Origin of the sequence: Mesorhizobium sp. M0701, assembly GCF_040320365.1 — a bacterium.
In the GTDB taxonomy this organism is placed as follows: Bacteria; Pseudomonadota; Alphaproteobacteria; order Rhizobiales; family Rhizobiaceae; genus Mesorhizobium.
This window is the reverse complement of the sequence record NZ_JAMYPO010000042.1, coordinates 1-21480: the sequence shown is the minus strand read 5'-3', so window position 1 is coordinate 21480 and position 21480 is coordinate 1. Positions and strand designations below refer to the sequence as shown.

General features: G+C 63.1%; 33 protein-coding genes. 11 read left to right on the top strand and 22 right to left on the bottom strand.

Going from position 1 to position 21480, the window contains the following annotated elements; all coding sequences use genetic code 11:
• Nucleotide 1 precedes the first annotated feature (1 nt).
• From NKI24_RS28465 to NKI24_RS28455, 3 genes are read left to right on the top strand one after another with little or no spacing between them, the layout of a single operon-like run.
• Complete coding sequence (locus tag NKI24_RS28465; RefSeq protein ID WP_352743974.1) at nt 2–343, top strand: hypothetical protein; 342 nt, start codon at nt 2–4, stop codon at nt 341–343.
• Complete coding sequence (locus NKI24_RS28460) at nt 340–1224, top strand: cytochrome c oxidase assembly protein (RefSeq protein WP_352451515.1); 885 nt, start codon at nt 340–342, stop codon at nt 1222–1224. Before NKI24_RS28465 ends, NKI24_RS28460 begins: the two co-directional genes overlap by 4 nt.
• The gene (locus tag NKI24_RS28455) at nt 1205–1774 is read left to right on the top strand and encodes a c-type cytochrome (RefSeq protein WP_023676158.1); all 570 of its coding nucleotides are present in this window, start codon (nt 1205–1207) and stop codon (nt 1772–1774) included. Before NKI24_RS28460 ends, NKI24_RS28455 begins: the two co-directional genes overlap by 20 nt.
• 39 nt (nt 1775–1813) lie before the next feature.
• Here NKI24_RS28455 and NKI24_RS28450 read toward each other — a convergent pair whose 3' ends face one another.
• Genes NKI24_RS28450 through NKI24_RS28425 form a run of 6 tightly spaced genes read right to left on the bottom strand, consistent with a single transcriptional unit; the run spans nt 1814 to nt 5902 of the window.
• Nucleotides 1814–2287, bottom strand: coding sequence for a DUF2269 family protein (locus NKI24_RS28450; protein ID WP_352451514.1), 474 nt, complete (start codon nt 2285–2287; stop codon nt 1814–1816).
• A complete protein-coding gene (locus tag NKI24_RS28445; protein WP_352743978.1) occupies nt 2287–3573 on the bottom strand; it encodes an SDR family oxidoreductase in 1287 nt (428 codons plus the stop codon). Before NKI24_RS28445 ends, NKI24_RS28450 begins: the two co-directional genes overlap by 1 nt.
• 34 nt (nt 3574–3607) lie before the next feature.
• Entirely contained in the window at nt 3608–3949 is a 342-nt protein-coding gene (locus NKI24_RS28440; RefSeq protein ID WP_352750024.1) for a hypothetical protein, read from the bottom strand.
• Nucleotides 3946–4308 (bottom strand): hypothetical protein, encoded by a 363-nt coding sequence (locus NKI24_RS28435; RefSeq protein ID WP_352451511.1) that lies wholly within the window; start codon nt 4306–4308, stop codon nt 3946–3948. Before NKI24_RS28435 ends, NKI24_RS28440 begins: the two co-directional genes overlap by 4 nt.
• The gene (locus NKI24_RS28430) at nt 4308–5528 is read right to left on the bottom strand and encodes an NRAMP family divalent metal transporter (RefSeq protein WP_352750023.1); all 1221 of its coding nucleotides are present in this window, start codon (nt 5526–5528) and stop codon (nt 4308–4310) included. The genes NKI24_RS28435 and NKI24_RS28430 overlap by 1 nt, the downstream gene beginning before the upstream one ends.
• Nucleotides 5525–5902: a hypothetical protein gene (locus NKI24_RS28425; RefSeq protein WP_352451509.1), complete on the bottom strand. Its 378-nt coding sequence runs from the start codon at nt 5900–5902 to the stop codon at nt 5525–5527. The genes NKI24_RS28430 and NKI24_RS28425 overlap by 4 nt, the downstream gene beginning before the upstream one ends.
• A gap of 240 nt (nt 5903–6142) precedes the next feature.
• Here NKI24_RS28425 and NKI24_RS28420 point away from each other — a divergent pair, with 240 nt between their 5' ends.
• From NKI24_RS28420 to NKI24_RS28410, 3 genes are read left to right on the top strand one after another with little or no spacing between them, the layout of a single operon-like run.
• Nucleotides 6143–6358, top strand: coding sequence for a DUF2934 domain-containing protein (locus tag NKI24_RS28420; RefSeq protein ID WP_023676165.1), 216 nt, complete (start codon nt 6143–6145; stop codon nt 6356–6358).
• A 5-nt stretch (nt 6359–6363) separates the two neighbouring features.
• Nucleotides 6364–6492, top strand: a complete 129-nt coding sequence (locus tag NKI24_RS28415; protein WP_280952094.1) for a hypothetical protein — start codon at nt 6364–6366, stop codon at nt 6490–6492.
• A gap of 8 nt (nt 6493–6500) precedes the next feature.
• Nucleotides 6501–6689 (top strand): hypothetical protein, encoded by a 189-nt coding sequence (locus NKI24_RS28410; protein WP_352451508.1) that lies wholly within the window; start codon nt 6501–6503, stop codon nt 6687–6689.
• A 17-nt stretch (nt 6690–6706) separates the two neighbouring features.
• On the opposite strand, the gene NKI24_RS28405 is transcribed toward NKI24_RS28410, so the two are convergent.
• The 6 genes from NKI24_RS28405 to NKI24_RS28380 form a co-directional block, all read right to left on the bottom strand.
• Nucleotides 6707–7492 carry a GntR family transcriptional regulator gene (locus NKI24_RS28405; RefSeq protein WP_352451507.1) on the bottom strand — a complete coding sequence of 262 codons (786 nt, stop codon included), beginning with the start codon at nt 7490–7492 and terminating at the stop codon, nt 6707–6709.
• Nucleotides 7493–7562: 70 nt separating this feature from the next.
• Entirely contained in the window at nt 7563–8345 is a 783-nt protein-coding gene (locus NKI24_RS28400) for an SDR family NAD(P)-dependent oxidoreductase (protein WP_352750022.1), read from the bottom strand.
• A gap of 99 nt (nt 8346–8444) precedes the next feature.
• Nucleotides 8445–9359: a PfkB family carbohydrate kinase gene (locus tag NKI24_RS28395; RefSeq protein ID WP_352750021.1), complete on the bottom strand. Its 915-nt coding sequence runs from the start codon at nt 9357–9359 to the stop codon at nt 8445–8447.
• Nucleotides 9356–10555, bottom strand: a complete 1200-nt coding sequence (gene uxuA, locus NKI24_RS28390; protein ID WP_352750020.1) for a mannonate dehydratase — start codon at nt 10553–10555, stop codon at nt 9356–9358. The genes NKI24_RS28395 and uxuA overlap by 4 nt, the downstream gene beginning before the upstream one ends.
• A gap of 155 nt (nt 10556–10710) precedes the next feature.
• Entirely contained in the window at nt 10711–11370 is a 660-nt protein-coding gene (locus NKI24_RS28385; RefSeq protein ID WP_352750019.1) for a ThuA domain-containing protein, read from the bottom strand.
• 11 nt (nt 11371–11381) lie between these two features.
• Nucleotides 11382–12479 (bottom strand): Gfo/Idh/MocA family protein, encoded by a 1098-nt coding sequence (locus tag NKI24_RS28380; protein ID WP_352750018.1) that lies wholly within the window; start codon nt 12477–12479, stop codon nt 11382–11384.
• A 239-nt stretch (nt 12480–12718) separates the two neighbouring features.
• On the opposite strand from NKI24_RS28380, the gene NKI24_RS28375 reads away from it, so the two are divergent.
• The gene (locus NKI24_RS28375) at nt 12719–13627 is read left to right on the top strand and encodes a dihydrodipicolinate synthase family protein (RefSeq protein ID WP_352750017.1); all 909 of its coding nucleotides are present in this window, start codon (nt 12719–12721) and stop codon (nt 13625–13627) included.
• On the opposite strand, the gene NKI24_RS28370 is transcribed toward NKI24_RS28375, so the two are convergent.
• The 6 genes from NKI24_RS28370 to NKI24_RS28345 all read right to left on the bottom strand — a co-directional run bounded on the left by NKI24_RS28370 (nt 13628) and on the right by NKI24_RS28345 (nt 16105).
• A complete protein-coding gene (locus NKI24_RS28370) occupies nt 13628–14026 on the bottom strand; it encodes a DUF1801 domain-containing protein (protein WP_352623196.1) in 399 nt (132 codons plus the stop codon). It abuts the gene before it with no gap.
• 91 nt (nt 14027–14117) lie between these two features.
• The gene (locus NKI24_RS28365) at nt 14118–14588 is read right to left on the bottom strand and encodes a DUF1801 domain-containing protein (protein WP_023676176.1); all 471 of its coding nucleotides are present in this window, start codon (nt 14586–14588) and stop codon (nt 14118–14120) included.
• A gap of 4 nt (nt 14589–14592) precedes the next feature.
• On the bottom strand, nt 14593–14823 hold the full coding sequence (locus NKI24_RS28360; protein ID WP_352750016.1) for a hypothetical protein: 231 nt from the start codon (nt 14821–14823) through the stop codon (nt 14593–14595).
• An 87-nt stretch (nt 14824–14910) separates the two neighbouring features.
• Entirely contained in the window at nt 14911–15276 is a 366-nt protein-coding gene (locus NKI24_RS28355; protein WP_352750015.1) for a VOC family protein, read from the bottom strand.
• Nucleotides 15277–15374: 98 nt separating this feature from the next.
• Nucleotides 15375–15785, bottom strand: coding sequence for an SRPBCC family protein (locus tag NKI24_RS28350; protein ID WP_352451011.1), 411 nt, complete (start codon nt 15783–15785; stop codon nt 15375–15377).
• Complete coding sequence (locus NKI24_RS28345) at nt 15782–16105, bottom strand: ArsR/SmtB family transcription factor (RefSeq protein ID WP_023716560.1); 324 nt, start codon at nt 16103–16105, stop codon at nt 15782–15784. The genes NKI24_RS28350 and NKI24_RS28345 overlap by 4 nt, the downstream gene beginning before the upstream one ends.
• Before the next feature lie 259 nt (nt 16106–16364).
• On the opposite strand from NKI24_RS28345, the gene NKI24_RS28340 reads away from it, so the two are divergent.
• The 4 genes from NKI24_RS28340 to NKI24_RS28325 all read left to right on the top strand — a co-directional run bounded on the left by NKI24_RS28340 (nt 16365) and on the right by NKI24_RS28325 (nt 17767).
• Nucleotides 16365–16607, top strand: a complete 243-nt coding sequence (locus NKI24_RS28340; RefSeq protein ID WP_352451010.1) for a type II toxin-antitoxin system Phd/YefM family antitoxin — start codon at nt 16365–16367, stop codon at nt 16605–16607.
• On the top strand, nt 16604–17032 hold the full coding sequence (locus NKI24_RS28335; protein ID WP_352743996.1) for a type II toxin-antitoxin system VapC family toxin: 429 nt from the start codon (nt 16604–16606) through the stop codon (nt 17030–17032). The genes NKI24_RS28340 and NKI24_RS28335 overlap by 4 nt, the downstream gene beginning before the upstream one ends.
• Before the next feature lie 107 nt (nt 17033–17139).
• A complete protein-coding gene (locus NKI24_RS28330; protein WP_023676182.1) occupies nt 17140–17370 on the top strand; it encodes an AbrB/MazE/SpoVT family DNA-binding domain-containing protein in 231 nt (76 codons plus the stop codon).
• Nucleotides 17360–17767, top strand: coding sequence for a PIN domain-containing protein (locus tag NKI24_RS28325; protein ID WP_352451008.1), 408 nt, complete (start codon nt 17360–17362; stop codon nt 17765–17767). Before NKI24_RS28330 ends, NKI24_RS28325 begins: the two co-directional genes overlap by 11 nt.
• Nucleotides 17768–17854: 87 nt before the next feature.
• Here NKI24_RS28325 and NKI24_RS28320 read toward each other — a convergent pair whose 3' ends face one another.
• The 4 genes from NKI24_RS28320 to NKI24_RS28305 all read right to left on the bottom strand — a co-directional run bounded on the left by NKI24_RS28320 (nt 17855) and on the right by NKI24_RS28305 (nt 21337).
• On the bottom strand, nt 17855–19111 hold the full coding sequence (locus tag NKI24_RS28320; protein WP_352634581.1) for an RNA polymerase sigma factor: 1257 nt from the start codon (nt 19109–19111) through the stop codon (nt 17855–17857).
• An 86-nt stretch (nt 19112–19197) separates the two neighbouring features.
• Nucleotides 19198–19599: a YciI family protein gene (locus tag NKI24_RS28315; RefSeq protein WP_352451006.1), complete on the bottom strand. Its 402-nt coding sequence runs from the start codon at nt 19597–19599 to the stop codon at nt 19198–19200.
• 204 nt (nt 19600–19803) lie between these two features.
• On the bottom strand, nt 19804–20586 hold the full coding sequence (locus NKI24_RS28310) for an ABC transporter ATP-binding protein (RefSeq protein ID WP_352451005.1): 783 nt from the start codon (nt 20584–20586) through the stop codon (nt 19804–19806).
• Between the two features lie 10 nt (nt 20587–20596).
• Nucleotides 20597–21337 (bottom strand): ABC transporter permease, encoded by a 741-nt coding sequence (locus NKI24_RS28305; protein ID WP_036238341.1) that lies wholly within the window; start codon nt 21335–21337, stop codon nt 20597–20599.
• Nucleotides 21338–21480 lie beyond the last annotated feature (143 nt).

The window sequence follows — 21480 nt, the reverse complement described above, 5'->3', positions numbered from 1 at the left end:
GATGCGTGCGCTTCGCTTGGGCACATCATGGGGCGGGCTGTTGTCCGGACCTTTGGCCTGGGCGGTGTCGACGCAGCTGAATTACGCGGTCGTGGAGTGGCAGTGCGCCCACGGCATTCCCGTCATACCGGTCATTGCGCTGGTGCTGACAGTGCTGGCCTTGCTCGGCGGCGTGCTTTCGTGGCGGGCGCGACAGCAAGGTGGCGCCGCCTTTAAACCGGATCGTACGCGCGGCACCGAGCATTTCGTCGCCAATATCGGCATTCTCAGCGCGGTGCTGTTTGCGCTGGTAATCGTCATGCAAGGCGCGGCTTCGCTCATTGTTGACGGCTGCCTACGATGAGCTTCGACGCGCTCTTCTCGACCTCGATCTGCTACGGTGCCGGCGCCCCGCAGGCCGGCTGGACGCTGGCGTTGCCGATCACGCTGCCACTAACCATGATCGCACTGCTTTACGCGGCAGGCGCCTTTCGGCTGTGGCGGCGGAGTGCCCGCAGCCGCCCGTTGCGGTTGCGGCAAGCCTTGCTGTTTGCGACCGGCTGGGCCATTTTGGCGGCAGCACTGGTCAGTCCGCTCCATGCATTGGGTGAGCGCGTTTTCACCGCCCACATGATCGAGCACGAGCTGTTGATGGCGGTGGCGGCACCCCTGCTGGTCGCCTCCCGTCCGGCGGCGGCGATGATGTGGGCATTGCCGATCAAGCTGCGGCTGGCATTTGGCGCAGCCGGGCAGGCGAAGGTGCTTCGAGCCGTTTGGGCCGCCGTCAGCCGCCCTCTAGCCGCGACCTTCCTGCACGGCGTCGCGATATGGGCGTGGCACGTTCCGGCGCTGTTCGAGGCGGCGCTTGCACAGGGTGTCCTGCATTATGCGCAACATGCCAGCTTCTTCGGTACGGGGCTGCTGTTCTGGTGGGTGCTGCTGCCGCGTTCAGGCCGCGAACAAGCCTACGGCAGCGCAGTCATGCACCTCTTTTTCACCTCGCTGCACACCGGCCTGCTCGGGGTGCTGCTGCTGGTCTCGCCAAGGCTGTGGTACCCGGTAAACGCAGCCGGCGCGGAATTGTGGAGCCTTAGCCCGCTCGAGGACCAGCAGCTCGCCGGCTCGGTGATGTGGGTTCCGGCCGGCCTGATTTATGGCGGAGCCGCGTTGCTCCTGGCCGGTCTGTGGATTCGCTCAAGTGGACAGAGAAGATGGGAGGCGTCGCATGCGCTCCAGGCTGTCTAAGCTGGTCATTGGTGCCGGGACGGCAATTGCCGTGCTGGCCGCAGCTTGGGCGGCGCTGACGTTGTGGCCGGAGCGCCTCGTCAGGGTCGCGCATAAGACGGACAATGCCCCTGGCAGCATCGGCGTGCGCGCAACATCGCGCTTCACTCCGTCCGGACCCATCCTCGGCGCCGCGGCAATTGTCGTGCTTGTTGCAGCCCTGGCCGGGATCGCGTTGTACTTCGAGCAAAGCCGTCGAGTGGAGCAGAAGGCCGACAATGCAACCGGCGGTGTTGGCGCCCGCGCCATACCAATCATCATGGCCAATGGCTGTGCCGGATGCCACACGATCACTGGCGTGCCCGGCGCGCAGGGACTGGTCGGTCCACGCCTCGACGCCAGCTTGGCCACCCGGGTCTATATCGGCGGCGTATTGTCCAACAACCCGCGAAACATGGTTCGTTGGATACGCGCCGCAAGAGAGATCAATCCGCACACGGCAATGCCTTCGACCAGAATTTCCGAGCAGGAGGCGCGGGATATCGCGGCCTATCTCTATTCGCTGAAATGAAAGTCATCGCTGATCCCGGCAGCTGCACGCGGCCTGTCTTCACCAGTCGATCGCAGGCCGAGTGATCATCAGCCAGAAAATCCCGAGTACCGCAGCGAAGGCGGGGAAGCCGAAGGCGAACCACAGCCAGAAGAGCCGATGATAGCGCGGCGGCAACGGCGCGCCTGCAGTGGCGGCTTGCGATGCCAGCTTGCGCATCTGCATTTGCATCCAGACGACCGGGAGCCAGAACATTCCGGTGAAGATATAGAGCGCGATCGAAAGTACGATCCAGCCCTCCGACAGCGAGTAGCCTGCCTGCCAGGCGAGCGCGGCTCCGGTCAAAGGCTGCGCGACCACGGCCGTCGCGGTGAAAAGGAAGTCGGCGACGACGACGATACGCGCCACCGCCGCAACCGTCGCGGCATTGCCGGTCCTGTGGGCGAGCAGCATGAAGAAAGCGATACCGGCGCCGGTACCAAGCAGCACGGATGCGCCGATGACATGCAGAAATTTCAGCAGGAAATAGAGCATCAACGCTCCTCCAGCACTGCCAAGGCCACAAAGTGCAGCACCAGGATCGGCAACACCTTGAGGAACGGCCCAAGCGGGTCGTTCCACAGCTCGGGGCTCAGGAAGCTTCCGACGACCAGGTAGAAGAGCGAGAGCGCGATGCCGCCATAGAGGCCTTTTCGCGCCGCCGGCCGCCAGGCTATGAGCACGCCGACGGCGATGTCGGCAAGAGCGCCGGCGATCACGGCCGGTGCCGACAGGATGCCGGCCCCCGTGCCTTGCATCAGATCGACGCCGCTGCCGTAGCCGGTTGTCAGCGACACGATTCCCGTCATGATCCAGAAGAAGGGCAGGACGACGAAGATCGCCGGCTTGATGAAATACAGCCGGGCAAACCATTTTTCCTGCACCGTTGCCGGATTGAGCGCGAGGAAGCCCGCCAGGGTTTGCGGGCGTATGCCGGTCGCAGCGGTCCAGTCCGAGGGATCTCCAACCGCTCCTCGGCCGATCTCTCTGGCCGCGTTGGTGCGCATCGGTGGACGCCAGCCGAACATCGCGGCAAGGTCGCCGAGGCGGTAGAGAAGCCTTGCAACAGCCGCCGGCAAGACAAACCTGGCTGCAGGAGCCCAGCCGAGCCATCGGCGATAGCTGCCGACGACCTCGTCCATGCTCAGCTGTTCGGGACCGACAAGTTCCAACACGACGCGAGACGGACTGTCGGGATCGAGAAGGAAGACGACTGTTGAGACCACATCGTCGAGTAGTACCACCTGGAGCCGGCCGGTGGCGGGCATGGACGGCAGCACCGGCAGCGAGGCGAGACCCCTAAACAATGCGCTGGCCCCAAACACCGGCCGGCCGAGCACCACGGACGGGCGCAGGATCACCCAATCCAGATCAAGCGCCATAAGCGCTTGGTCGCCGGCCAGTTTCGTCGCCGAGAACGTCGAAGGCTGCGCCCGATCGACGCCGATTGCCGAGAAGTGGATCACCCGGGCAACCCCTGCCCGCGCACAGGCGAGGAAGAGTGCTGCCGCCGCCTCGCGATGGACTTCGCGCGTCTTTTCACGAGGGCTATCCTGCAGAACGCCGGCACAATTGACGACGGCGTCTATGCCCCTGAGGTGCGGTAGCCAGTCTTCGGGCTGCAGCGCCACCGCCATGTCCAGCACCAGCAATTGATAATTGCCGGTCCGGTTTGCGCCGGGGCTGCGGACCAATCCGATCACCTCATGTCCTTCGGAAAGAAGGCGTGCCACGACCGAGGCACCGATCAGGCCGGTGGCGCCGGTAACCAGGACTTTCACTGGACCCCATTCTCCGACGGCGGGAAAGTATCGTTCATTCCGGTTTATCGCCCTCGATACTCCCCTTCATACCGGAAAGTTCTTCCGTCGCGCATAACAACCGCGGCCGCGCCGGATCGGAGATGTCGAGCTTGTCCCAAGGGATGCGGTACATGCTGTCGCGACTGCGCAGTCCAAAGACATTGAGGACCGCAATGCCGATGGCCGAAGCGGACAGACGCTCGAAGGCCGCGTAGATGCCGACATGGTACTCGCTAATCACAAGGTCGTCGCCATCCGGTTCGGCGCGTATCTCCTCGATATGACCGATGCTTTTGCCGCGCTGCGAAAGCACATTCCTGCCAGCCAATTGCTCGAGATTGATGGTGGCCATCATCCAGCTCCCGGGATGCGCCCAATGACATGATCGCGCAGCCAGTCCTGCCAGTCGAAGATCGCCGTTTCGCGGACGTCGATATCGAACTCGATGTCGACGCCGATGTCGCGCACCTTGTTCCAGGCGATGCGGTGCGGCTCGGCATGGCGCTTGCCGCCGAGCCTTGCCGCAAGCCGCGCCATCCAGCGCCCGGGTCGCTCGCCAAGCCGACGCGCCAGCGTGATCGAGCCGAGCTCGACCGCAACGATTTTGGGCGGCTTGCCTGGCCTGAGCTCGGCCACCAGACCGTCCACCTTGCCGATCTTGACCTGCTCGCGGTCGACCACTTGCTTGTCCAGAATGTCGCGTAGCAAATCCATCACGTGCCTCCGAATATCTGCAAAGGAATGGTCCCGATCGCGAGCACGAAACCGAGCGCAATGATGAAGATGACCGCGGCATTCGCGATCATGCCATTGCGGTGCTCGCCGACATAACGCTCGTCATTCAGCAGGAAAAGGAACGGCACCACGGTCAGCGGCAGGCTGGCGGCCGTCAGCGCCATGGAAAAGATGGTTAGCTTCAGCGGATCGAGACCCAGTGCGATCGGAATGGCGGCGAGAAACAGCGAGACAGTGTAGACGGTGCTGAAGCCGGGATCGTCGCGCGGTTTCTGGTCCTCGCCCCACGTCCAGCCGAAACCCTGCGCCACGAGATAGGCTTGCTGCAGCCCGATTTCGAGCGCGGCACCGAAGCAGGCAATGCCGAGCGATGCGACGAACAGGATGAATCCCCAGAAACCGAAGATCTGGATCAGCATCAGCGGCAATTGATGGTAGTCGTCGACCTGCTCTATGCCGTGCGCCGCCAGCACGAGCGCCGCCACGATCAGCACACCGATCGCGATCGTGCCGCCAAAACTCATGCCAATGCCGGCAATCGCCCGATTGGCTCCGAGATAGCTCCTGTCCCACTGATCCTCGATCGCTCCCGACGAATAGAACATGAACAGGTAAGGCGATATCGACGCGCCAAGAATGCTGACCGCCATGAACCAGTATTTGGCCGCGTCGTGGTCCGGCAGAGTGGGCACGGCGCCGGCCGCAACCTGCCCCCAATCGGGTCTCAGCATGATAGCGCCAACCACGAAGCACAGCGTGACGAGACCGAGGATCGAGACGCCTTTTTCGATGAAGCCGAACGTGCCTTTCCAGAGGAACAGCCATGCCAGAAAAGCGACCGGCAGCGCCCACCAATGAAAGCCGATGCCGGTGGCGAGCTCGAGCGCAATGGCAACACCGCCGATTTCGGCTGCCATGACCAGGAAATTGACCAGCAAGGTCGCAAGCAACGGCCACAGAAAGGCGTTGAAGCCAAACCGTTCCCGGATCCCGTCGGCGATGGTGTGATGGCTAACTGCGGCGAAGCGTCCGGCCATTTCGACCAGGAAGATGATGCAGATCGTGCCCAGGACGACGGCCCATATCAGCTGAAACCTGAACGCCGCGCCGGCCTGAGCGGCGGTCGCCACTGATCCGACCTCAAGAAAGCCGCCAACGCTGGTGACGACGCCGAGCGATATTTCGAGCAGCTTCTTCATGATTTCGGCGCGAAATATTTCGCGTAGGACGTGCTCAGATCGGCGGCGGCGGCCCGCAGATCCTGCTGCGCGTGTTCCACTTCCGAGCGGTTGCCGTTCTGCACGGCCGTCGCCGCGCGAATTACCGCTGCCGAAAGCCGTCCAACCGCCATCGTCAGACCGGCTTGCCCGCTGGGCTCAGGCGACTTGGCGGACTGGATTTGCGCACCGGCATCGGCGAGCGCCTTGCCGACCGATTGCAAAGTGCGCGACGTGTATTCCGACGGGGCTCCCCCAGCGATCCAGCTCTCCAGGACCAGCGATGCGGTCTGTGTGGCGGAAGCCGCGGTTTTCGACTGCTGCTCGACCTGGTCGGAAGGCGAGCATGCCGTCAATACAAATATTATCAGCAGCAAGCACGGGCGGTCTGGTCGAAGACCGACGGCTGTAACGGCATTTACAATACGTGCTTGTAGCGTTGCTGCCACACGATTGTTCTCCCCGCACCAAGCGACTTCGGCGCGAAGGTTGATCTAGAGCGCTGGGTGATCAGGTCAACTGAACCGCGATGAACGGCGCTGGCACCGCGGAACAAACCAGCGATCGCCGGATTAGGGGATGAGGAGGCAAAGGCCATGGACAGGGAAGAGCGTATCAGGCAGCGAGCCCATGAGATCTGGGAGCGCGAAGGCCGTCCGCAAGGACGCGAGCGCGAGCACTGGGATCAGGCCGTGCAGGAGATCGAAGCTGAGGGTTCCGAGGCCGAACGCGGCCCGGTCGTGCCCGATCCAACGGTCGAGGCCGGCTCCGATCCGGAGGCACGCGGCAGCAAGCGGCGGCGAGGGACATGAGGCCGATGCCTCGTTTCGTCGCCTGGATCGTGGTCGTACTGGTCGTGCTGTTCGCCGCCTGGCTGATGATCGGGCGCGACAGAACCGGCGGCGGAGGTCAGCCCACGCCGCACGCAATTGATCAAAATGGATAGGAGCCGACATGACGGGAACCGATACTCATCCTGAACAAGACCCGGCGGAAGGATCGCGATCGATAGTGGAAAAGCAGCTCCGCAAGGAGCAAGGCGGCGAGGGTCAAGATCGCAAAGCCGAGCCAGCTTCCGACAAATCCGGCAGCAAGACCAAGACACCTTCGGAAGCGCCGAAGAAAGGCCCAGGCTTGGATTGAGCCGGCTGACAGCGGGCTCACACTATTGGTTGACGTTCGGCCAAACCGACGGCAGCTGCTTCGGTCCTCTTTCCCGTCGAGCCTGGGGCCTCGAAATAGTGGGGATAGCGCTGCTGGACGATTTCGAGCACCTCGAAGATGCGGCGAAGATGCGTTCGCATCGCCTCTTCCGCCGCAAACGCGTCGGCCTGCTCAAGCGCATCGACAATCCGCCGATGCTGGCCGAGGACCACCGACATGCTGTCGAGGCGCGGAAAAGACAGGAAGCGGAAGCGGTCCATGTGCAGCTTCGCCGCGCTGATGTCGGCCCAGATTCCGGGGAAGCCGGCATGGCTGGCGATGTGCTGGTGGAACAGCTCGTCCGACTTGAAGAAGCGCCTGTCGTCCGCGATTGAGGCGAACGTCTCCTGGACGGCCAGTTCGCCTTTGAGCACGGCAAGCAGGTCGGCACGGCGCGGGCTCTCGACCGCGCGCTTGATCAGGCCGACTTCGAGCGCTTCGCGCAGGAACTGCGATTTCTCGAGATCGGCAATCCGGAGCGGCGCCACCATGCTGCCGCGCTGCGGATAAATGTCGATCAAGCCAAGACCGGCCAGCCGGGCGAGCGCCTCCCTGACCGGCGTGCGGCTCACGCCAAGGGCTTCCGACATCGCCTTTTCCGAGATCACTTCATGCGGCTTCAGACGGAAGGTCAGGATCTGGTCGAGCAGAACCTCGAACGTCCTCGCCGCGACCGATACGCCGGGGCCGGTTTCGCCCAACCGCCCCTCGGTGGTGGTCCGCATTCCCAAAAGCCCTGCCATCGGCGACCCCTTATAGGCTCTGCAGCGTCAAGCCGTTCATGAAATGCCTGCGCAAGCAGCAGCGCCGACGTTATTCCTTGCGCGGAGAACCGCCGATGCGCGCCAGCAGGCCGCCATCGACGCGTACGACCTCGCCGGTGACGAAGGAGGCATCGTCGGACAGCAGGAAGGCGACGACTGCGGCAATCTCTTGCGGCCGGGCGGTACGGCCGAGCGGATGCATATTGTCGAGGATGCGCAGGATCTCGTCGGGCTTATCGTTGAGTTTGACCGCATCCCGCAGCATCGGCGTGTCGACCGCACCCGGAGCGACGGCATTGACGCGCACGCCGAGCGGCGCATAGTCGACGGCCATCGATTTGACCAGGCCGATCAGGCCGTGCTTGGCCGTGCTGTAGGCCAGAACCCCTTCCTGGCTGGCCAGACCCTGCACCGAGCTCATATGGACGATGGCGCCGCGGCTTTGCCGCAGCAGCGGCATCGCCGCGCGGGAGAGCAGGTAGGCAGCCTTGAGGTTGACGTTCATCACCTCGTCCCAAAGCGCCTCGTCCGTGGTCTCCACCGTTCCGTAACGCTGGATGCCGGCATTGTGGGAGAGCATGTCGAGCCCGCCGAACGCGGACCGGGCAAGCTCGACGGCGCGGCCGCAGGCTTCAGTGTCGGCGGTCGAGCCAAGCACGGTGTGCACGGTCACGCCGCGCCCCGAAAGCTGTGCCGCGACCTCGTCCAGCTGATCGCCCGCCCGGTCGAACAGGATCAGGTCGACACCTTGCTCGGCCAGTCTTTCGGCGACAGCACGACCGATGCCCATGGCTGCCCCGGTTACCAGTGCGCGTTTTTTGAACTCAGCCATTTATCCTCCCTCGAACAGTTGCGCAGTGACTGCCATGGTAGTCGATCGGCGCCACTTGACGTGCCCTTCTTTGCCGAACCGGCCCAACCGTGTTCGGCGTCATGTCGATCCTTGCATGAAAGCCAGCGTTTCCGCGCGCGTCGGTGCTCCAAGACGTCCGCCAAAGCGCAGGCATTTCAGGGCGGCGGCGGCACTGGCCACTGCTATCGCCCGCTCTTCGTCCCAACCTTCGGCCAGGCCGAGAGCGAAGGTGCCGTGGAACACGTCGCCTGCCGCCAGGGTGTCGACGGCTTCGACCCGCGGCGACGGCAGATGACGGACGTCATTGCTGCCCGAGTAGCGGAACACGGTGCCGTTCGCGCCATCGGTGACCGCCACGAAGGCGCCGGTCCGTTCGCCGAGAATGGCGACGGCAGAACCGGCGGAAGCCTCCGGACCGCACAGGATGCGCGCCGCCGGCAGCGAGGCAACGACATGCGAGGCGAGCGGCAGCAACCGGTCGAGCACCGGTCGCGACGCGACATCGGCATCAAGGATCGCCGGAATGCCGCATTCGCGGGCCTTCGCCAGCGCCAGCGCGGCGGCTCCGGGCCAGCGGACATCGACCAGCACGGCGTCGAAGCGGGAAAAATCTGCATGTGGAAGACGGTCCGGATCGGCTTGCGTGACGGCATCGTAGAAGGGCACGATCATACGCTCGCCGGCGGCATCGACCAGGATCGTAGCAATGGCCGAGCGGCCGCCCTCGACCTTTCGCACCAGCGAACAGTCGACCCGCTCCGCCTCCATCTGGGCGATGACGTCCCGGCCGACGGCATCGTTGCCGACGCTTGCCCATAGCCAGACCTGACCGCCCTGGCGGCTGGCCGAGGCGGCGGCGCTTGCCGCCATACCGGCCGCGATCTGCACGGCCTCGCTTGGCAGGAACTTGCCGGCGCCGGAGGGCAGGACATCGAGGCGCAAGATCGTGTCGTAGGTGAGCGCGCCGACGCAGAGCAGGCGGGGCGCCGTCATTGCAGCCGGTAGCCGCGCTGATGGGCAATCGCCGTCATTACGCCTCTCAGTTCGGCAAGGCCGCGAAGACGGCCGATCACGGGGTAGCCCGGATGGGTGTGCCGCGCAGCGTCATCGATCAGCTCGTGGCCATGATCCGGGCGAAACGGCAGCAGCGCCGACGGTTCGCCGGCGTCGCGGCGGCGTTGCTGCTCGTCGAGCAAGATCGAGACCACCGAGACCATGTCGACATCGCCGCTCAGATGCTCGGATTCCATGAACGAGCCGTCCGGGTCCTTGCTGACGTTGCGCAGATGCACGAAGTTTATCTTGTGCGCAAAGCGCCTGGCGATGGCGGGCACGTCATTGGCCGGGTTGGCGCCCAGCGACCCCGTGCACAAGGTGAGGCCGCTATGGGCCGATGGCACTGCGTCCAGGATAAAGGCGATGTCGTCCGCGTTCTTGACGATCCGGCACAGGCCGACGAGATCGCGCGGCGGATCGTCCGGGTGGATCGCCAACGTGACGCCCGCCTCTTCGGCCGCCGGCAGAACGTTTTCGAGAAAACGGACGACGTTCTCACGCAGCCGGTCGTGCGACAGGCTCGACTGCTCGGCCACCACTTCGCGCAATTCCGCTATGTCATAGCGCTTGAAGGCGCCTGGCAGGCCGGCCATGATGTTGGCAAGCAGACGCTCTTTTGACGCACCCGGCGTCGTCTCGAACCATTCGCTCGCCCGCTGGAGAACATCGGACGCATAGTCGCGCTCCGATCCCTTGCGCTGCAGCATGTAGCAATCGAACGCGGCAAGCTCGTGCATGTTCATGCGGAGCGCCCGTCCGCCGCCCGGCAGCGGCGCAGCCAGGTCGGTCCGGGTCCAGTCGAGGATCAGCATGAAGTTGTAGCAGACCGTGCGCACACCGCAGGCGCCGAGATTGCGTAAGGTCTGCCTGAAATTGTCGTAGAGCCGGTCGAGATCGCCGCGGCCGAGCTTGATGTCCTCGTGCACGGGCACACTCTCGACGACGCTCCATTTCAGGCCCATCGTCGGATCCGCCTCGATAAGCGCCTGGCGCTGCCTGATGGCGTCGATCGGCCAGACTTCGCCGTAAGGGATGTCGTGCAGTGCCGTCACGATGCCGGTCGCGCCGGCCTGCCTGGCATGGGCAAGCGTTGCCGCGTCGCTCGGCCCAAACCATCGCCACGTCTGCTCCATTCGACCTCCAGCTGCGGAATTTCTCGATGAGGACCGCTGATGTATTGGATACTACCATGGCAGTCAATTGCTTGCCGCAGCCCAGTGCCTGTGTCCGCGTTCGGGCGGCCGCCCTATGAGAGATTACAACGGTACGTGGCGTTCAGATTGAACGGCTATCCAAGATCCGAGTTTCGGCTGGCCCAAATCGCGCCGCGTTCGAACATCGTGCGCATTTGCGGCACGGCGAACTCGTCGGCGGTGTGCCCGAGCGCGCTGTAGAAGACGCGGCCCTTGCCGTAGCGGCGCTTCCAGACAACCGGCATGACGACGCCGGCGATGAAATCGAGATGCTCGCCGGTGAAAGTAGTCGTCGCCAGCACCTCGTTGGTCGGATCGACATGCATGTAATACTGCTCTGAACGGTAGGCGAAGCCGTCGATGCCCTGCATGACCGGATCGCCCGGCCTGGTGATGTCGACGTGATAGTCGATGATGTTGCCGGGATGGGCGACCCACTGGCCGCCGGTCATGAACTGGTATTCCGGCTCGTTGCGGAAGCTGTCGCACATGGTGCCGTGAAAGCCCGCAAGGCCGGTGCCGGCCCCGACGGCGCTGGTCAGGTTTTGCAGCTCCGGCTTTTCGATCGTCGACATGGTGATCACCGGGACGATGAGATCGAGCTTGCTCAGCTGCGGATCGGCAAGCGCCGAAGTCCCCTGCTCCAGCTGCACGTCGAAGCCGTTGCCGGCCAGCATCTCCTTGACGATTTCGGCGCTTCGGGCCGGGGTGTGACCTTCCCAGCCGCCCCAGAAAATCAGTGCCGTCTTGCTCATCGCATTATTCCCTATTCCAGAATTCCGAAAGGCAGGTCGGCGCGCATCGGCGCCGGCCGGGCGCAGCCATATCTGAGATCGATACGCTGGCCTATCTCTGCTGAAGAGATGATCGATTCCATGATTTCCAGGACATGGAGGGAAAGATCGAGACTGGCGCGGTGTTGTCTGCCGGAGACGATCGCCTGCGCCATGTCGGCAAGGCCGAGGCCCCGGTAATTGCCGTTGCCATAGGAATGGATCTGATCGGCTACCGTCCAGTCGCCCTTGCGCTGGCTGGTCCTGATGTCGCCCTGGAACTGGTTGGGATCGGAGACGATCATCGAGCCCGTGGTTCCGTAAAGTTCGATGTGATTGTGCTCATGCTTCCAGACGTCGAAGCTGGTGGTGATCGAGACCGCGGCGCCATTCTCGAATGCGAGCAGGCCGGAAATATGGGTCGGCACCTCGACCCGGATGGTTTCGCCCTGGCGCGGTCCAGAACCGATGGTGCGGGTGGCGTAGGAAGACTTCGCCTGCCCGGTCACGGATTTTACCGGACCCAGGAGATTGACAAGGCAGGTCAGATAGTACGGTCCCATGTCGAGCATCGGCCCACCGCCGGGCTGATAGTAGAAATCCGGATTGGGATGCCAGAGCTCGTGGCCGGGCACCTGCATGAAGGCAGAGCCGGCGACAATGGTCCCAGCCGTATCCTCATCGACCAGCCGCCGCGCCGTTTGGTGGGAGCCGCCAAGAAAGGTGTCGGGTGCGCAGCCGACGCGCACGCCCTTTTCGCGCGCGGCCGCGACCAGCCGCTCGGCGTCGCTGAGCGTCGTTGCCAGCGGCTTCTCGGAATAGACGTGCTTGCCTTGCCCGACAGCCTGCAGGCCGACCGGCACATGATGCTGCGGCGTCGTCAGGTTGAGCACGATCTCGACGCGCGGATCGGCCAACAGCGCGTCGACCGGCATGGCAGCCAGGCCGTAGGCCGCTGCCTTGGCCTCGGCCGCCGCCCGGTTGATGTCGGCGACGCCGACAATGTCGAGCACCGGGAATTGTGGCGATGCCTTCAGATAGGCATCCGAAATGTTGCCGCAGCCGATTATGCCGACACCGATCCTCCGCATGGGCTTCTCCTCAAAAGGCGGCATTGATGAAACAGCAGAACTCGTTTGTCACCCCCTTTCGGCCAGACGACGTTATCCCGTGACAAGGATATACCTCGAGAGCCTCAGAACCGCCGCCCGATCACAATCGCGCGCCTATGCGCGAGCCGCTTGCTTTCGAGGTCGAACGGCCGGTACTCAGCAACATTGCTTCATGTAGCTTGCTCGACATTTTTGATGCCGGCTTTAGAAGGACGCACATGATCCGCCCACAAGGAACCATCGCACCGATCCTGACGCCGTTCGAAAACGACGGCCGCATTGCCCGCGACCTCTGGATGTCACACGCCAAATGGGTGCTGGATCAGGGAGCGCATTTCCTGTCGCCGTTCGGCACCACGGGCGAGGCCTTGTCCGTCTCGTTGCGCGAGCGCATGCAAGCGCTGGAGTGGCTGGTCGAGGCCGGCATTTCGCCAGGCCGTCTGATACCCGGCACCGGTGTCACAGCACTTGCCGAAACCGTCGAGCTGACGGCGCATGCCGTCGGGCTCGGCTGTGCCGGGGTGATGGTGCTGCCGTCGTTCTTCTATACGGCCGCCGGCGACAACGGACAGGCCCGCTACTATGGCGAGCTGATCGAACGGGTGGCGAACCCGGCGATGAGGATGATCCTCTACCACATCCCGCAGAATTCCGGCGTACCGGTGAGCCCGGCGCTGACCGCCCGCTTGAGCCAAGCGTTTCCGGATGTCGTGGTGGCTTACAAGGACAGCGCCGGCGATTGGAACAACACCGCGGCGGTCATTGCGGCAGCCCCAGGGGTCGCGGTGTTCCCGAGCTCGGAAGCACAGCTGACGAAAGGCCTCGCCAACGGTGCTGCGGGGTGCATCTCGGCGACGGTCAATCTGAATGCCGCAGCGATCCGGGCCCTCTACGACGCAGCACTGGCGGGAGAGGACATTACTGACGCGGATGCCGCCATCAAGGCGTTCCGCAAAATCATCCAGGACGCCGGCCTCATCTCCGCGATGAAGGCAGTGCTGGCGGTACGGTCCGGCGACAGACGCTGGCTGAACCTGCGCGCGCCGCATGAGAACGCGACGCAAGCCACCGGCGAAGCTTTGCTCGCCGCTCTCGGCCCGCTAGCCGACCATATCGGCCGGAGCTGACTATCGGGCCGTGTTCAGGGCGGCAGCAGCGCGTATCAGCGCCTTGAACGCATTCTCATCTATATCTTCGCCCTCACGGATATCGATGGCGCGCCTGGTGTTGCCTTCGAGACTGGAGTTGAACAGGCCTGAAGGATCCGGCAGGGAGGCGCCCTTTGCGAAGGTCACCTTCACGACGTTCTTGTAGGTCTCGCCGGTGCAGATTATTCCGGCGTGCGACCACACCGGAACGCCTCGCCACTTCCACTCCTCGACCACTTCCGGGTCAGCCTGCTTGACGAGAGCGCGGATATGGGAAAGCGTCTTGCCTCGCCAATCGCCCAGCTCACTGATCCTCGCATCTATCAGCTGAGAGGGAGAGCTTTCTGCATTTCCTTCCATAGAGCCGCTCTTCATCATCATTGTCGCTTTCCCTAGGGTTGTTGCCGCTCGCCCGTCACATGAATACCGCTAGTCGGCACCGGGTTTGCGGGAATGACTCGCATTCCACTCACATTCGCTCGCCAGGCAACTGGCTGGCTTGCTTTACCCAGTCGGTGAGTTGAGCTTCGTCGAGCTGGTCGTCCTCGCGGATGTCGAGGTAGCGCACGTCCTTGTGCTTGGACTCGCCTGGAGGGACAGGATGCAGCGACGTGCCGCGGAAGAAAGCCAGCTTGATGTACTTTGTGAAGCAATGGAAGTTGAGGAACCAGCCTTGACCCTCTACGCCATAGAAGGGCGAGTTCCATTTGACGGCCTTGCGCAGGTTGGGAACGTTGCGCTCGATGAGTGCGTCGAGGCGGCGGCCGACGTCGCGTTTCCAGCCCGGCATGGCCGCGATGTAGGCCTGCACAGGAGCGTCACCATCACCCTTCGGGATCTGCGGGTTGCCGCCTGCGAGGAGGACCGGCTTGGCGGCTGCAGGCTTGGCGGCGGGCTTCTTCGCGACCGCCGCTGACTTGATGGACGTCTTGTTGGCCATGCGTTCACTCCAATGCGCCGGTGCCCCCTGCGTTGCGCCACTTGGGCGCGTAAGGCAGCACGAACATGTACAGACCGGTAAGCAGGAGCAAGCCGATTGGAAACAGCGGCAACAGGTATACCCAGTAGGCGGGTTCCTTGCCTACTCCCAGGCTGATGAAGATGGCGGCGACGACCGCCGCAAAGATAATCGACAGCCAGCGGTGGATCTGCCGAACCCATTTGTTCCAATCCATTGAGACCTCCTCTGAAGACGAACCGAAGCGGATCGGGCGGCCCGTTTGGCGACTCCCGCCGGGCAGCCACGCCACTGAACGCATGCTTTACCAGCGCGCCAGTTGGGTGATTTGAACGAGATTGCCGCAGTTGTCGTTCAGCTGGGCGATGGTCGAGCCGGTTACTTCGGTCGGCGGCATCGTGAACTCGGCGCCGCGCGCTTTTATGCGCTCGTAGTCGCCCTTGACGTTATCGGTGAAGAACATGACCGCGGGCTGGCCCTGCTGGAAAATGGCTTGCTGGTAGGTCTTTGCAGCGGGGTTTTCATTGAGCGCGAGTTGCAGCTCGGCACCGTCCGGCTCGTCGGGTGATCCAACGGTCAGCCAGCGAAACGGCCCATTGCTGAAATCGGCCTTCTTGGTAAAGCCGAGCGTTTCGGTGTAAAAGCCCAGTGCCTTTTCCTGGTCGTCCACGTATACTTTGGCCAACTTGATCTTCATTGGCTTGCCTCCATTATCGCCTCGTGATGTCGCTCTGTAACAGAGCCCTTGCTTGGATAGCCCAGCGGATCTCAGTCCGTCCGCGCCAGAACCTGCTCCAGGTCGTCAAAGAACCTCGGCCAGCCCACTTTGGCACCCCGGAAGTAAGGCTGCTGATCCGGCCGGAAGCCCGACTGTTCCATGCGCAAGCGGGCTCCGGTGCTCGTGGGGGTGAGGGTCCAGGAGACGACACTCTTGAGATCCTTGGTATCCCACGTGTAAGTCAGTGTTCTGTTCGGCTCGACCGTCTGCACCTGACATTCGACAGCGCCCCAGTCTGCGTGAAGATTGAAACGGTGGTCCGCGACAGGTTTGAAGTCATTTTTCATGAGCCACTCCTCGATCAAGTGTGGTTGCGTGAGCGCGCGCCAGATCTTCTCGGGCGGATAAGCGATTTCCCGTTCGACAACGACGGAGAGCGTTTCGGTCGCCATTTCGTTCACTGGTCCATCCTTTTGAGCAGGTCTTCGAGGTCGTCGAACCGGCTCTGCCAGAACCCGGTCATCTGGCTTGTCCAGTCAATCAGGGGGGCAAGCGCAGCAAGCTGCGCGCTATAATGGGTCTGTCGCCCTGCATGGCGGTCGCGCACGAGCCCGGCCTGCCTCAAAACGCCGAGATGTTTTGACACGGCCGGTTGCGAGATCCCGGCCTGAGCCGTTAGAGCCCCGACCGTCTGCTCTCCTTCGCGACACAGCCGCTCAAAAATAGCGCGCCGAGTCGGATCGGCAAGCGTTCTGAAGAGTACATCGTGAGCGTTTGGCATTGGGATCGATAACCCTTCGGCTATTGATCGATGTATAACCACCGGGATATGTGTGAGTCAAGCGGGAAGCGGCATAATTCTCGTTGCAGGAGCGATCACCTGCTTCGCTCACACAGCGGTCTTCAAGAAGTGGAACGAGAAAATGGTCGCGCGCCGCGACAGTCGCTGACCTGGGGCAGCCTGGTGTGCCAAAGTACTCTGCGCTGGAATCGTCAAGTATGATGCGCTATATGACTATCTACATGGTCAGGAGCGTGACATGGACGCGGTCAATCTGGCGGACGCCAAGGCACATCTGAGTGAGCTCGTCGACCGGGTTGAAGCTGGAGACTCGATCGACATAACCCGGCGTGGCAAGCCGGTCGCCAGGCTCACGGCCGTGGCCCGCCCTCGCAAACGGATCGACGCCGTCGTGCTCCAATCCCTGACCGCAACCATGCCTCTGCAGGCTCAGGCTGCCGCCGATCTGGTGCGATCGATGCGAGATGGCGATCGCTATTGACGTCCTATCTCGATACTTCGCTGATCATCGCGGCGCTATCCAACGAAGCCATGACCGCGCGCGTTCAGGGCTGGCTGGTGGAGCAGGACCCAGCGCAACTTGTGATCAGCGGCTGGACCATCACCGAGATGTCCTCCGCCATGGCGATCAAGCTTCGGACCGGACAGATCGACCTGGAGCAACGCGCGGCAGCGCTCGCGATGTTCAATAGGCTTGTCGCTGAGAGCTTCACCGTGCTGCCGGTGACGGGCGGGCATTTTCGGGTCGCCGCGAAATTCGCCGATCAGCATATGCTCGGGCTTCGTGCTGGCGACGCCCTGCACCTCGCGACGGCATCGGAGCATGGCGCCACGGTGTGGACCCTCGACCAGCGGCTCGCCGAGGCAGGACCGATTCTCGGCGTGCCGACGCAGTTGCTGGCATGATCGAGGCCCTCTCCTCCAAAATGAATAAACCGATTGGCTGCAATTCTTGACCTTGACGACTTGTGGATATACATTTCTTCCAGCGTATATCTAAGAGAGGAAGTGGCATGCAGGTCGCCAAATGGGGAAACAGTCTTGCGGTCCGCCTTCCCGCCGCTGTGGTCGAAGCGCTTGAACTCAGGGAAGGCGATGAGATCGAAATCCATGTCGCTGACGCCCGCCAGCTTGGCGTCGCGCGGAAGCCCGGGCGTGAGGAGTTGCTGAAGCGTCTCCGCGCCTTCCGCGGTCGGCTTCCCGCTGACTTCAAATTCGATCGGGACGAGGCAAATGCCCGTTAGTTTTTTCGATACCAATGTCCTTCTTCATATCGCGTCAGGCGACACGGCGAAGGCGGATCGGGCCGAGGCGGCCATCGCCGATGGCGGGGCGATCAGCGTGCAGGTTCTCAATGAACTCACCAATGTCGCGCGTCGGAAGATGCAAATGTCATGGGACGACACGCATGCGCTGCTGACCACGCTGCGCGGCCTGTTGACGGTTCATCCGCTCACGCTCGAGACCCACGAAACAGGATTGAGGCTCGCCGAGCGGTACGGCCTTTCCACCTATGACGCGATGATCGCCTCCGCGGCGGTTCACGCTGGCTGCGATACACTTTGGTCGGAGGACATGCAGCACGCAATGGCGCTCGACGAAGGCTTGCGCATCGTTAATCCCTTTCGCGTTGCGAGCTGATCACGCTCATTGAAGGGGGCTGGCCGGGAGCGAACTGGCGGCTTTCGATGTTGCCGAGCGGCGCGTCGGGCACGGAGAGCGATGCTGTCAACCACAAGCGTCTGCGCGGGCGAGGAGAAAGGCCGCTTCGCGCACGTTGCGGGTGAGCTTGGCCGCAGCCTCGAATTCGGCGCGGGCCTCGGCCAGCCGGCCGGCCCGAAACAGAAAATCGCCCCTCGCCGCCGGCAATGGCGCATAATTGCGCAAGGCGGCGGCGTCGGCAATCTCGTCTACCAACCGCAGGCCCGCTTCGGGCCCGAAGGCCATGCTGTGGGCGACCGCTCGATTGAGATCGACCACCGGCGAGGGCATCACTGCACGCAGCCGGTCGTAGAGCGCTGCGATCCGGGGCCAGTCGGTGTCGGCCGGACTGCGCGCCCGCGCGTGACAGGCTGCAAGCGCGGCCTGCAACACATAGGGGCCATCGCCCCCGAGGGCTTCGGCACGGGCCAGCGCGTCAAGGCCTCGGCGGATCAGCAGCTGGTCCCAGCGCGCGCGGTTTTGCTCGGTCAGGGTCAAGAGGGCGCCGTCCGGCCCGATGCGTGCCGGCAGGCGCGATGCCTGGATTTCCATCAGAGCCAGCAGGCCGAACACCTCGGCATCCTCGGCCATCAACCCCGCCAGCATGCGGCCGAGCCGTTGTGCCTCCAGGCACAGGCTCGGCCGGACAAGGTCGTCGCCTGCCGTGGCAGCATAGCCTTCATTGAAGATGAGATAGATGACCTCCAGCACCGAGGACAGACGCGCCGCACGCTCGGCGCCGCGCGGCACCTCGAAGCTGAGCCCGGCCTTTCCGATCGTCCTCTTTGCGCGGACGATGCGCTGGGCGATCGTCACCTCGCTCGACAGGAAAGCACGGGCGATCTCGTCTGTCGTCAGGCCGCCGATGACACGCAGCGTGAGGGCCGCGCGGGCGTCGGCCGAAAGTATGGGATGGCAGGCTGTGAAGATGAGGCCCAGCAGCTCGTCGCCAAGATCGTCGTTCATGGCCATTTCGTTTCCCTCGGCCGTACCATCGCACTCGCCGTCCAGCTCCCGCGCGATCTCCTCATGCTTGCGCTCGCGCATCTTGTCGTGACGGATCGCGTCGATGGCGCGGCGTTTGGCGACCGTCATCAGCCAAGCGCCGGGATTGGCCGGAACGCCGGTCCTGGACCATTCGGATAAGGCTATGACCAGGGCGTCCTGCACCAGTTCCTCTGCAAGATCGACATTGCGCACGAGGCGGGCCAGGCCCGCGATGAGCCGGGCTCGTTCAATGCGAAAAATCGCCTCGATCGCCTGCTGCGTCTCGCCTGCCGTCATGCTGCCTTATCGGCCAAAGCCATAACGAAGGCAAAGCAGGTTGCGGCCGACAGGTTCAGTTGCCGCTAAGCTTCTCACGCGCCCGGTCATGGATTTCCGCGACCTCCGGCATCAGATTCCCATTGCCAATCAGCCATCTCGTACAGCGGCCGGATTTCAATCTCGCTCGGTCCCGGCATGGGATTGGGGCAGCGCTTCACCCAGGCGACCGCCTCGTCCATGTCCTTGACTTCCCAGAGCCAAAAGCCGGCGACCAGTTCGCGGGTCTCGGCGAAAGGCCCGTCGATGACCGTCCGGCGGGGACCATCGAACGCAACGCGCTTGCCCTGCGAGGAGGGCTTGAGGCCATCGGCGTCGAGCAAGATGCCGGCATTGCGCAGCTCGTCGTTAAACCTGCCCATCGCCTCCATCGCCTCCTTCGCCTCGGGCGTGGGGACAAAGCCCTTTTCGCTGTCCTCGGTAGCCTTCACGAGCACCATCACACGCATCGTCTGTCTCCTTGTTGAGCCGGACTCACCGGCCGGCATCGAAACGACGAACGGAGTTTAGGAAATCGACATTGTCCTGCAAATTTTTTTCGAGGTTGAGGAGAAAGCCGCCGATCGCGGCTCGTCTGGTCAGGAATCGCGATGGCGCGATATCGAGATTGGGCGCAACGCTGGTCGCCGATTGTAAGTAATTGAGTGGCTCGCCTAAACCATTTCGGGACGTTTTGAAGCCTCGCGGATCGCCTTGTGTACGCTGCGCTGCAAATCCATAAAGGCCGGGGTTTCCATGACCTCTTCCCGGCGCGGGCGCTCGATATCGACATTGAAGGTCTGCATGATGCGTCCCGGGCCGATCCCCATCACGACGATGCGGTCCGACAGGTAGACGGCTTCTTCCACATCATGGGTGACGAAGAGCACGGTGAGCCTGTGCTCCTCCCAGATCTGCGTCAGGAGTTCCTGCATCTGATGCCTGGTCAAGGCATCGAGCGCGCCAAAGGGCTCGTCCATCAGAAGCATTTTGGGTCGATAGGAAAGAGCACGCGCTATGGCCACCCGTTGCTTCATGCCGCCCGAAAGCTCAGACGGATAACGATTGGCGCTGTGAGGGAGCTTGACCAGATCGAGATGCTCGCGTGCTATCCTGCGGCAGGTCGCGCGATCATGACCCGCGGCCTTGAGGGCGAACTCGATATTCTGCTGCGCCGTCAGCCAGGGAAGCAGGGTGTAGGACTGGAAGACGACGCCGCGGTCGAGGCCCGGCTGCAGGATTGGCGCGCCATCGATGGCAAGATCTCCCGCGTCGAAATCCTGCAGTCCGGCAACGATCGACAGCAGCGTGCTCTTGCCGCAACCCGACGTGCCCACCAGCGAGACGAACTCGTTGTCGGCAAGATCGAGATTGATATCGCGCAGCACTTCCGTGCGCCGCGCGCCCGTGCCGAAGCTCTTGTGGAGACCCTCGATCCGCAGTTTGGGCAAACTCATCGGCCCGGCCTCATTGCACGTGGCCCTCCTGCCGGAACAGCACTTTTCCCAGTGCCTTCATGACCTGGTCGGTAATGAGGCCAAGCACGCCCAGCAGCAGGATGTAGCCGATGATGGTGTTTGTCTGGAAATAACGCTGGGACACGGTGATGCGGTAGCCGAGCCCTGATGTCGCCGCGACAAGTTCCGCCAACACCAGCCACGTCCATGCCCAGCCGAGACTGATGCGCAACGTGTCCCAGATGCCTGGCAAGGCGCTGGGAACCACGATGCGGGTCAAGATCCTGCGATCCGGCAGGCCGAGTGTCCTGCCAAGGCCAATGAAATCAGCGGGAACCCGCTTCACATTGTCCATGATCATCAGCACCTGCTGAAAGAAGGTGCCGATGAAGATGATCAGGAACTTCTGGGCATCGCCCGTCCCCGACCACAGGATGGAGAGGGGCACGAAAGCGACCACCGGCATGTAGCGGATGAAATCGACAAGCGGCTCGATCGCCGCTTCCCAAGTCCTGAAGCTGCCGATCAGCACGCCAATCGGAATCGCCAATGCCGAGGCGATGAGGAAGCCAATGGAAATACGGTATATCGAGGCTCTGACATCCAGCCACAGCGTGCCGTCACCCGAGAGCTTGCCGAGCTGGGTCACCACGCTCCCCGGCGAGGGCAGGAAAATCGGCTTTACCAGCCCCAGCCCCGTTGCCGCCCACCAGGCGAGACCGAGGCCGGCAAAAACCGCCACTGCTATCATCAGGAAGCGCGAGCGTGCGATGGGCGCGGCGCAGCCCGGGGAAAAGGGCAGGGGCGGGGTGTTATTAAACAAGAGCGGCCCCCCAGCACTTGAGGGAATGAGGGTTTGGGGGTTTGTCGTGTTAAAAAAATAGGGGGGGGGGG

Bases quoted from the DNA above. Each gene is read 5' to 3' on its own strand.
- NKI24_RS28465 (WP_352743974.1), top strand. From the start codon at position 2: ATGCGTGCGCTTCGCTTGGGCACATCATGGGGCGGGCTGTTGTCCGGA.
- NKI24_RS28460 (WP_352451515.1), top strand. From the start codon at position 340: ATGAGCTTCGACGCGCTCTTCTCGACCTCGATCTGCTACGGTGCCGGC.
- NKI24_RS28455 (WP_023676158.1), top strand. From the start codon at position 1,205: ATGCGCTCCAGGCTGTCTAAGCTGGTCATTGGTGCCGGGACGGCAATT.
- NKI24_RS28450 (WP_352451514.1), bottom strand. From the start codon at position 2,287: ATGCTCTATTTCCTGCTGAAATTTCTGCATGTCATCGGCGCATCCGTG.
- NKI24_RS28440 (WP_352750024.1), bottom strand. From the start codon at position 3,949: ATGATGGCCACCATCAATCTCGAGCAATTGGCTGGCAGGAATGTGCTT.
- NKI24_RS28435 (WP_352451511.1), bottom strand. From the start codon at position 4,308: ATGGATTTGCTACGCGACATTCTGGACAAGCAAGTGGTCGACCGCGAG.
- NKI24_RS28430 (WP_352750023.1), bottom strand. From the start codon at position 5,528: ATGAAGAAGCTGCTCGAAATATCGCTCGGCGTCGTCACCAGCGTTGGC.
- NKI24_RS28420 (WP_023676165.1), top strand. From the start codon at position 6,143: ATGGACAGGGAAGAGCGTATCAGGCAGCGAGCCCATGAGATCTGGGAG.
- NKI24_RS28415 (WP_280952094.1), top strand. From the start codon at position 6,364: ATGCCTCGTTTCGTCGCCTGGATCGTGGTCGTACTGGTCGTGCTGTTC.
- NKI24_RS28410 (WP_352451508.1), top strand. From the start codon at position 6,501: ATGACGGGAACCGATACTCATCCTGAACAAGACCCGGCGGAAGGATCG.
- NKI24_RS28405 (WP_352451507.1), bottom strand. From the start codon at position 7,492: ATGGCAGGGCTTTTGGGAATGCGGACCACCACCGAGGGGCGGTTGGGC.
- NKI24_RS28400 (WP_352750022.1), bottom strand. From the start codon at position 8,345: ATGGCTGAGTTCAAAAAACGCGCACTGGTAACCGGGGCAGCCATGGGC.
- NKI24_RS28395 (WP_352750021.1), bottom strand. From the start codon at position 9,359: ATGACGGCGCCCCGCCTGCTCTGCGTCGGCGCGCTCACCTACGACACG.
- uxuA (WP_352750020.1), bottom strand. From the start codon at position 10,555: ATGGAGCAGACGTGGCGATGGTTTGGGCCGAGCGACGCGGCAACGCTT.
- NKI24_RS28385 (WP_352750019.1), bottom strand. From the start codon at position 11,370: ATGAGCAAGACGGCACTGATTTTCTGGGGCGGCTGGGAAGGTCACACC.
- NKI24_RS28380 (WP_352750018.1), bottom strand. From the start codon at position 12,479: ATGCGGAGGATCGGTGTCGGCATAATCGGCTGCGGCAACATTTCGGAT.
- NKI24_RS28375 (WP_352750017.1), top strand. From the start codon at position 12,719: ATGATCCGCCCACAAGGAACCATCGCACCGATCCTGACGCCGTTCGAA.
- NKI24_RS28370 (WP_352623196.1), bottom strand. From the start codon at position 14,026: ATGATGAAGAGCGGCTCTATGGAAGGAAATGCAGAAAGCTCTCCCTCT.
- NKI24_RS28365 (WP_023676176.1), bottom strand. From the start codon at position 14,588: ATGGCCAACAAGACGTCCATCAAGTCAGCGGCGGTCGCGAAGAAGCCC.
- NKI24_RS28360 (WP_352750016.1), bottom strand. From the start codon at position 14,823: ATGGATTGGAACAAATGGGTTCGGCAGATCCACCGCTGGCTGTCGATT.
- NKI24_RS28345 (WP_023716560.1), bottom strand. From the start codon at position 16,105: ATGCCAAACGCTCACGATGTACTCTTCAGAACGCTTGCCGATCCGACT.
- NKI24_RS28340 (WP_352451010.1), top strand. From the start codon at position 16,365: ATGGACGCGGTCAATCTGGCGGACGCCAAGGCACATCTGAGTGAGCTC.
- NKI24_RS28330 (WP_023676182.1), top strand. From the start codon at position 17,140: ATGCAGGTCGCCAAATGGGGAAACAGTCTTGCGGTCCGCCTTCCCGCC.
- NKI24_RS28325 (WP_352451008.1), top strand. From the start codon at position 17,360: ATGCCCGTTAGTTTTTTCGATACCAATGTCCTTCTTCATATCGCGTCA.
- NKI24_RS28320 (WP_352634581.1), bottom strand. From the start codon at position 19,111: ATGACGGCAGGCGAGACGCAGCAGGCGATCGAGGCGATTTTTCGCATT.
- NKI24_RS28315 (WP_352451006.1), bottom strand. From the start codon at position 19,599: ATGCGTGTGATGGTGCTCGTGAAGGCTACCGAGGACAGCGAAAAGGGC.
- NKI24_RS28310 (WP_352451005.1), bottom strand. From the start codon at position 20,586: ATGAGTTTGCCCAAACTGCGGATCGAGGGTCTCCACAAGAGCTTCGGC.
- NKI24_RS28305 (WP_036238341.1), bottom strand. From the start codon at position 21,337: ATGATAGCAGTGGCGGTTTTTGCCGGCCTCGGTCTCGCCTGGTGGGCG.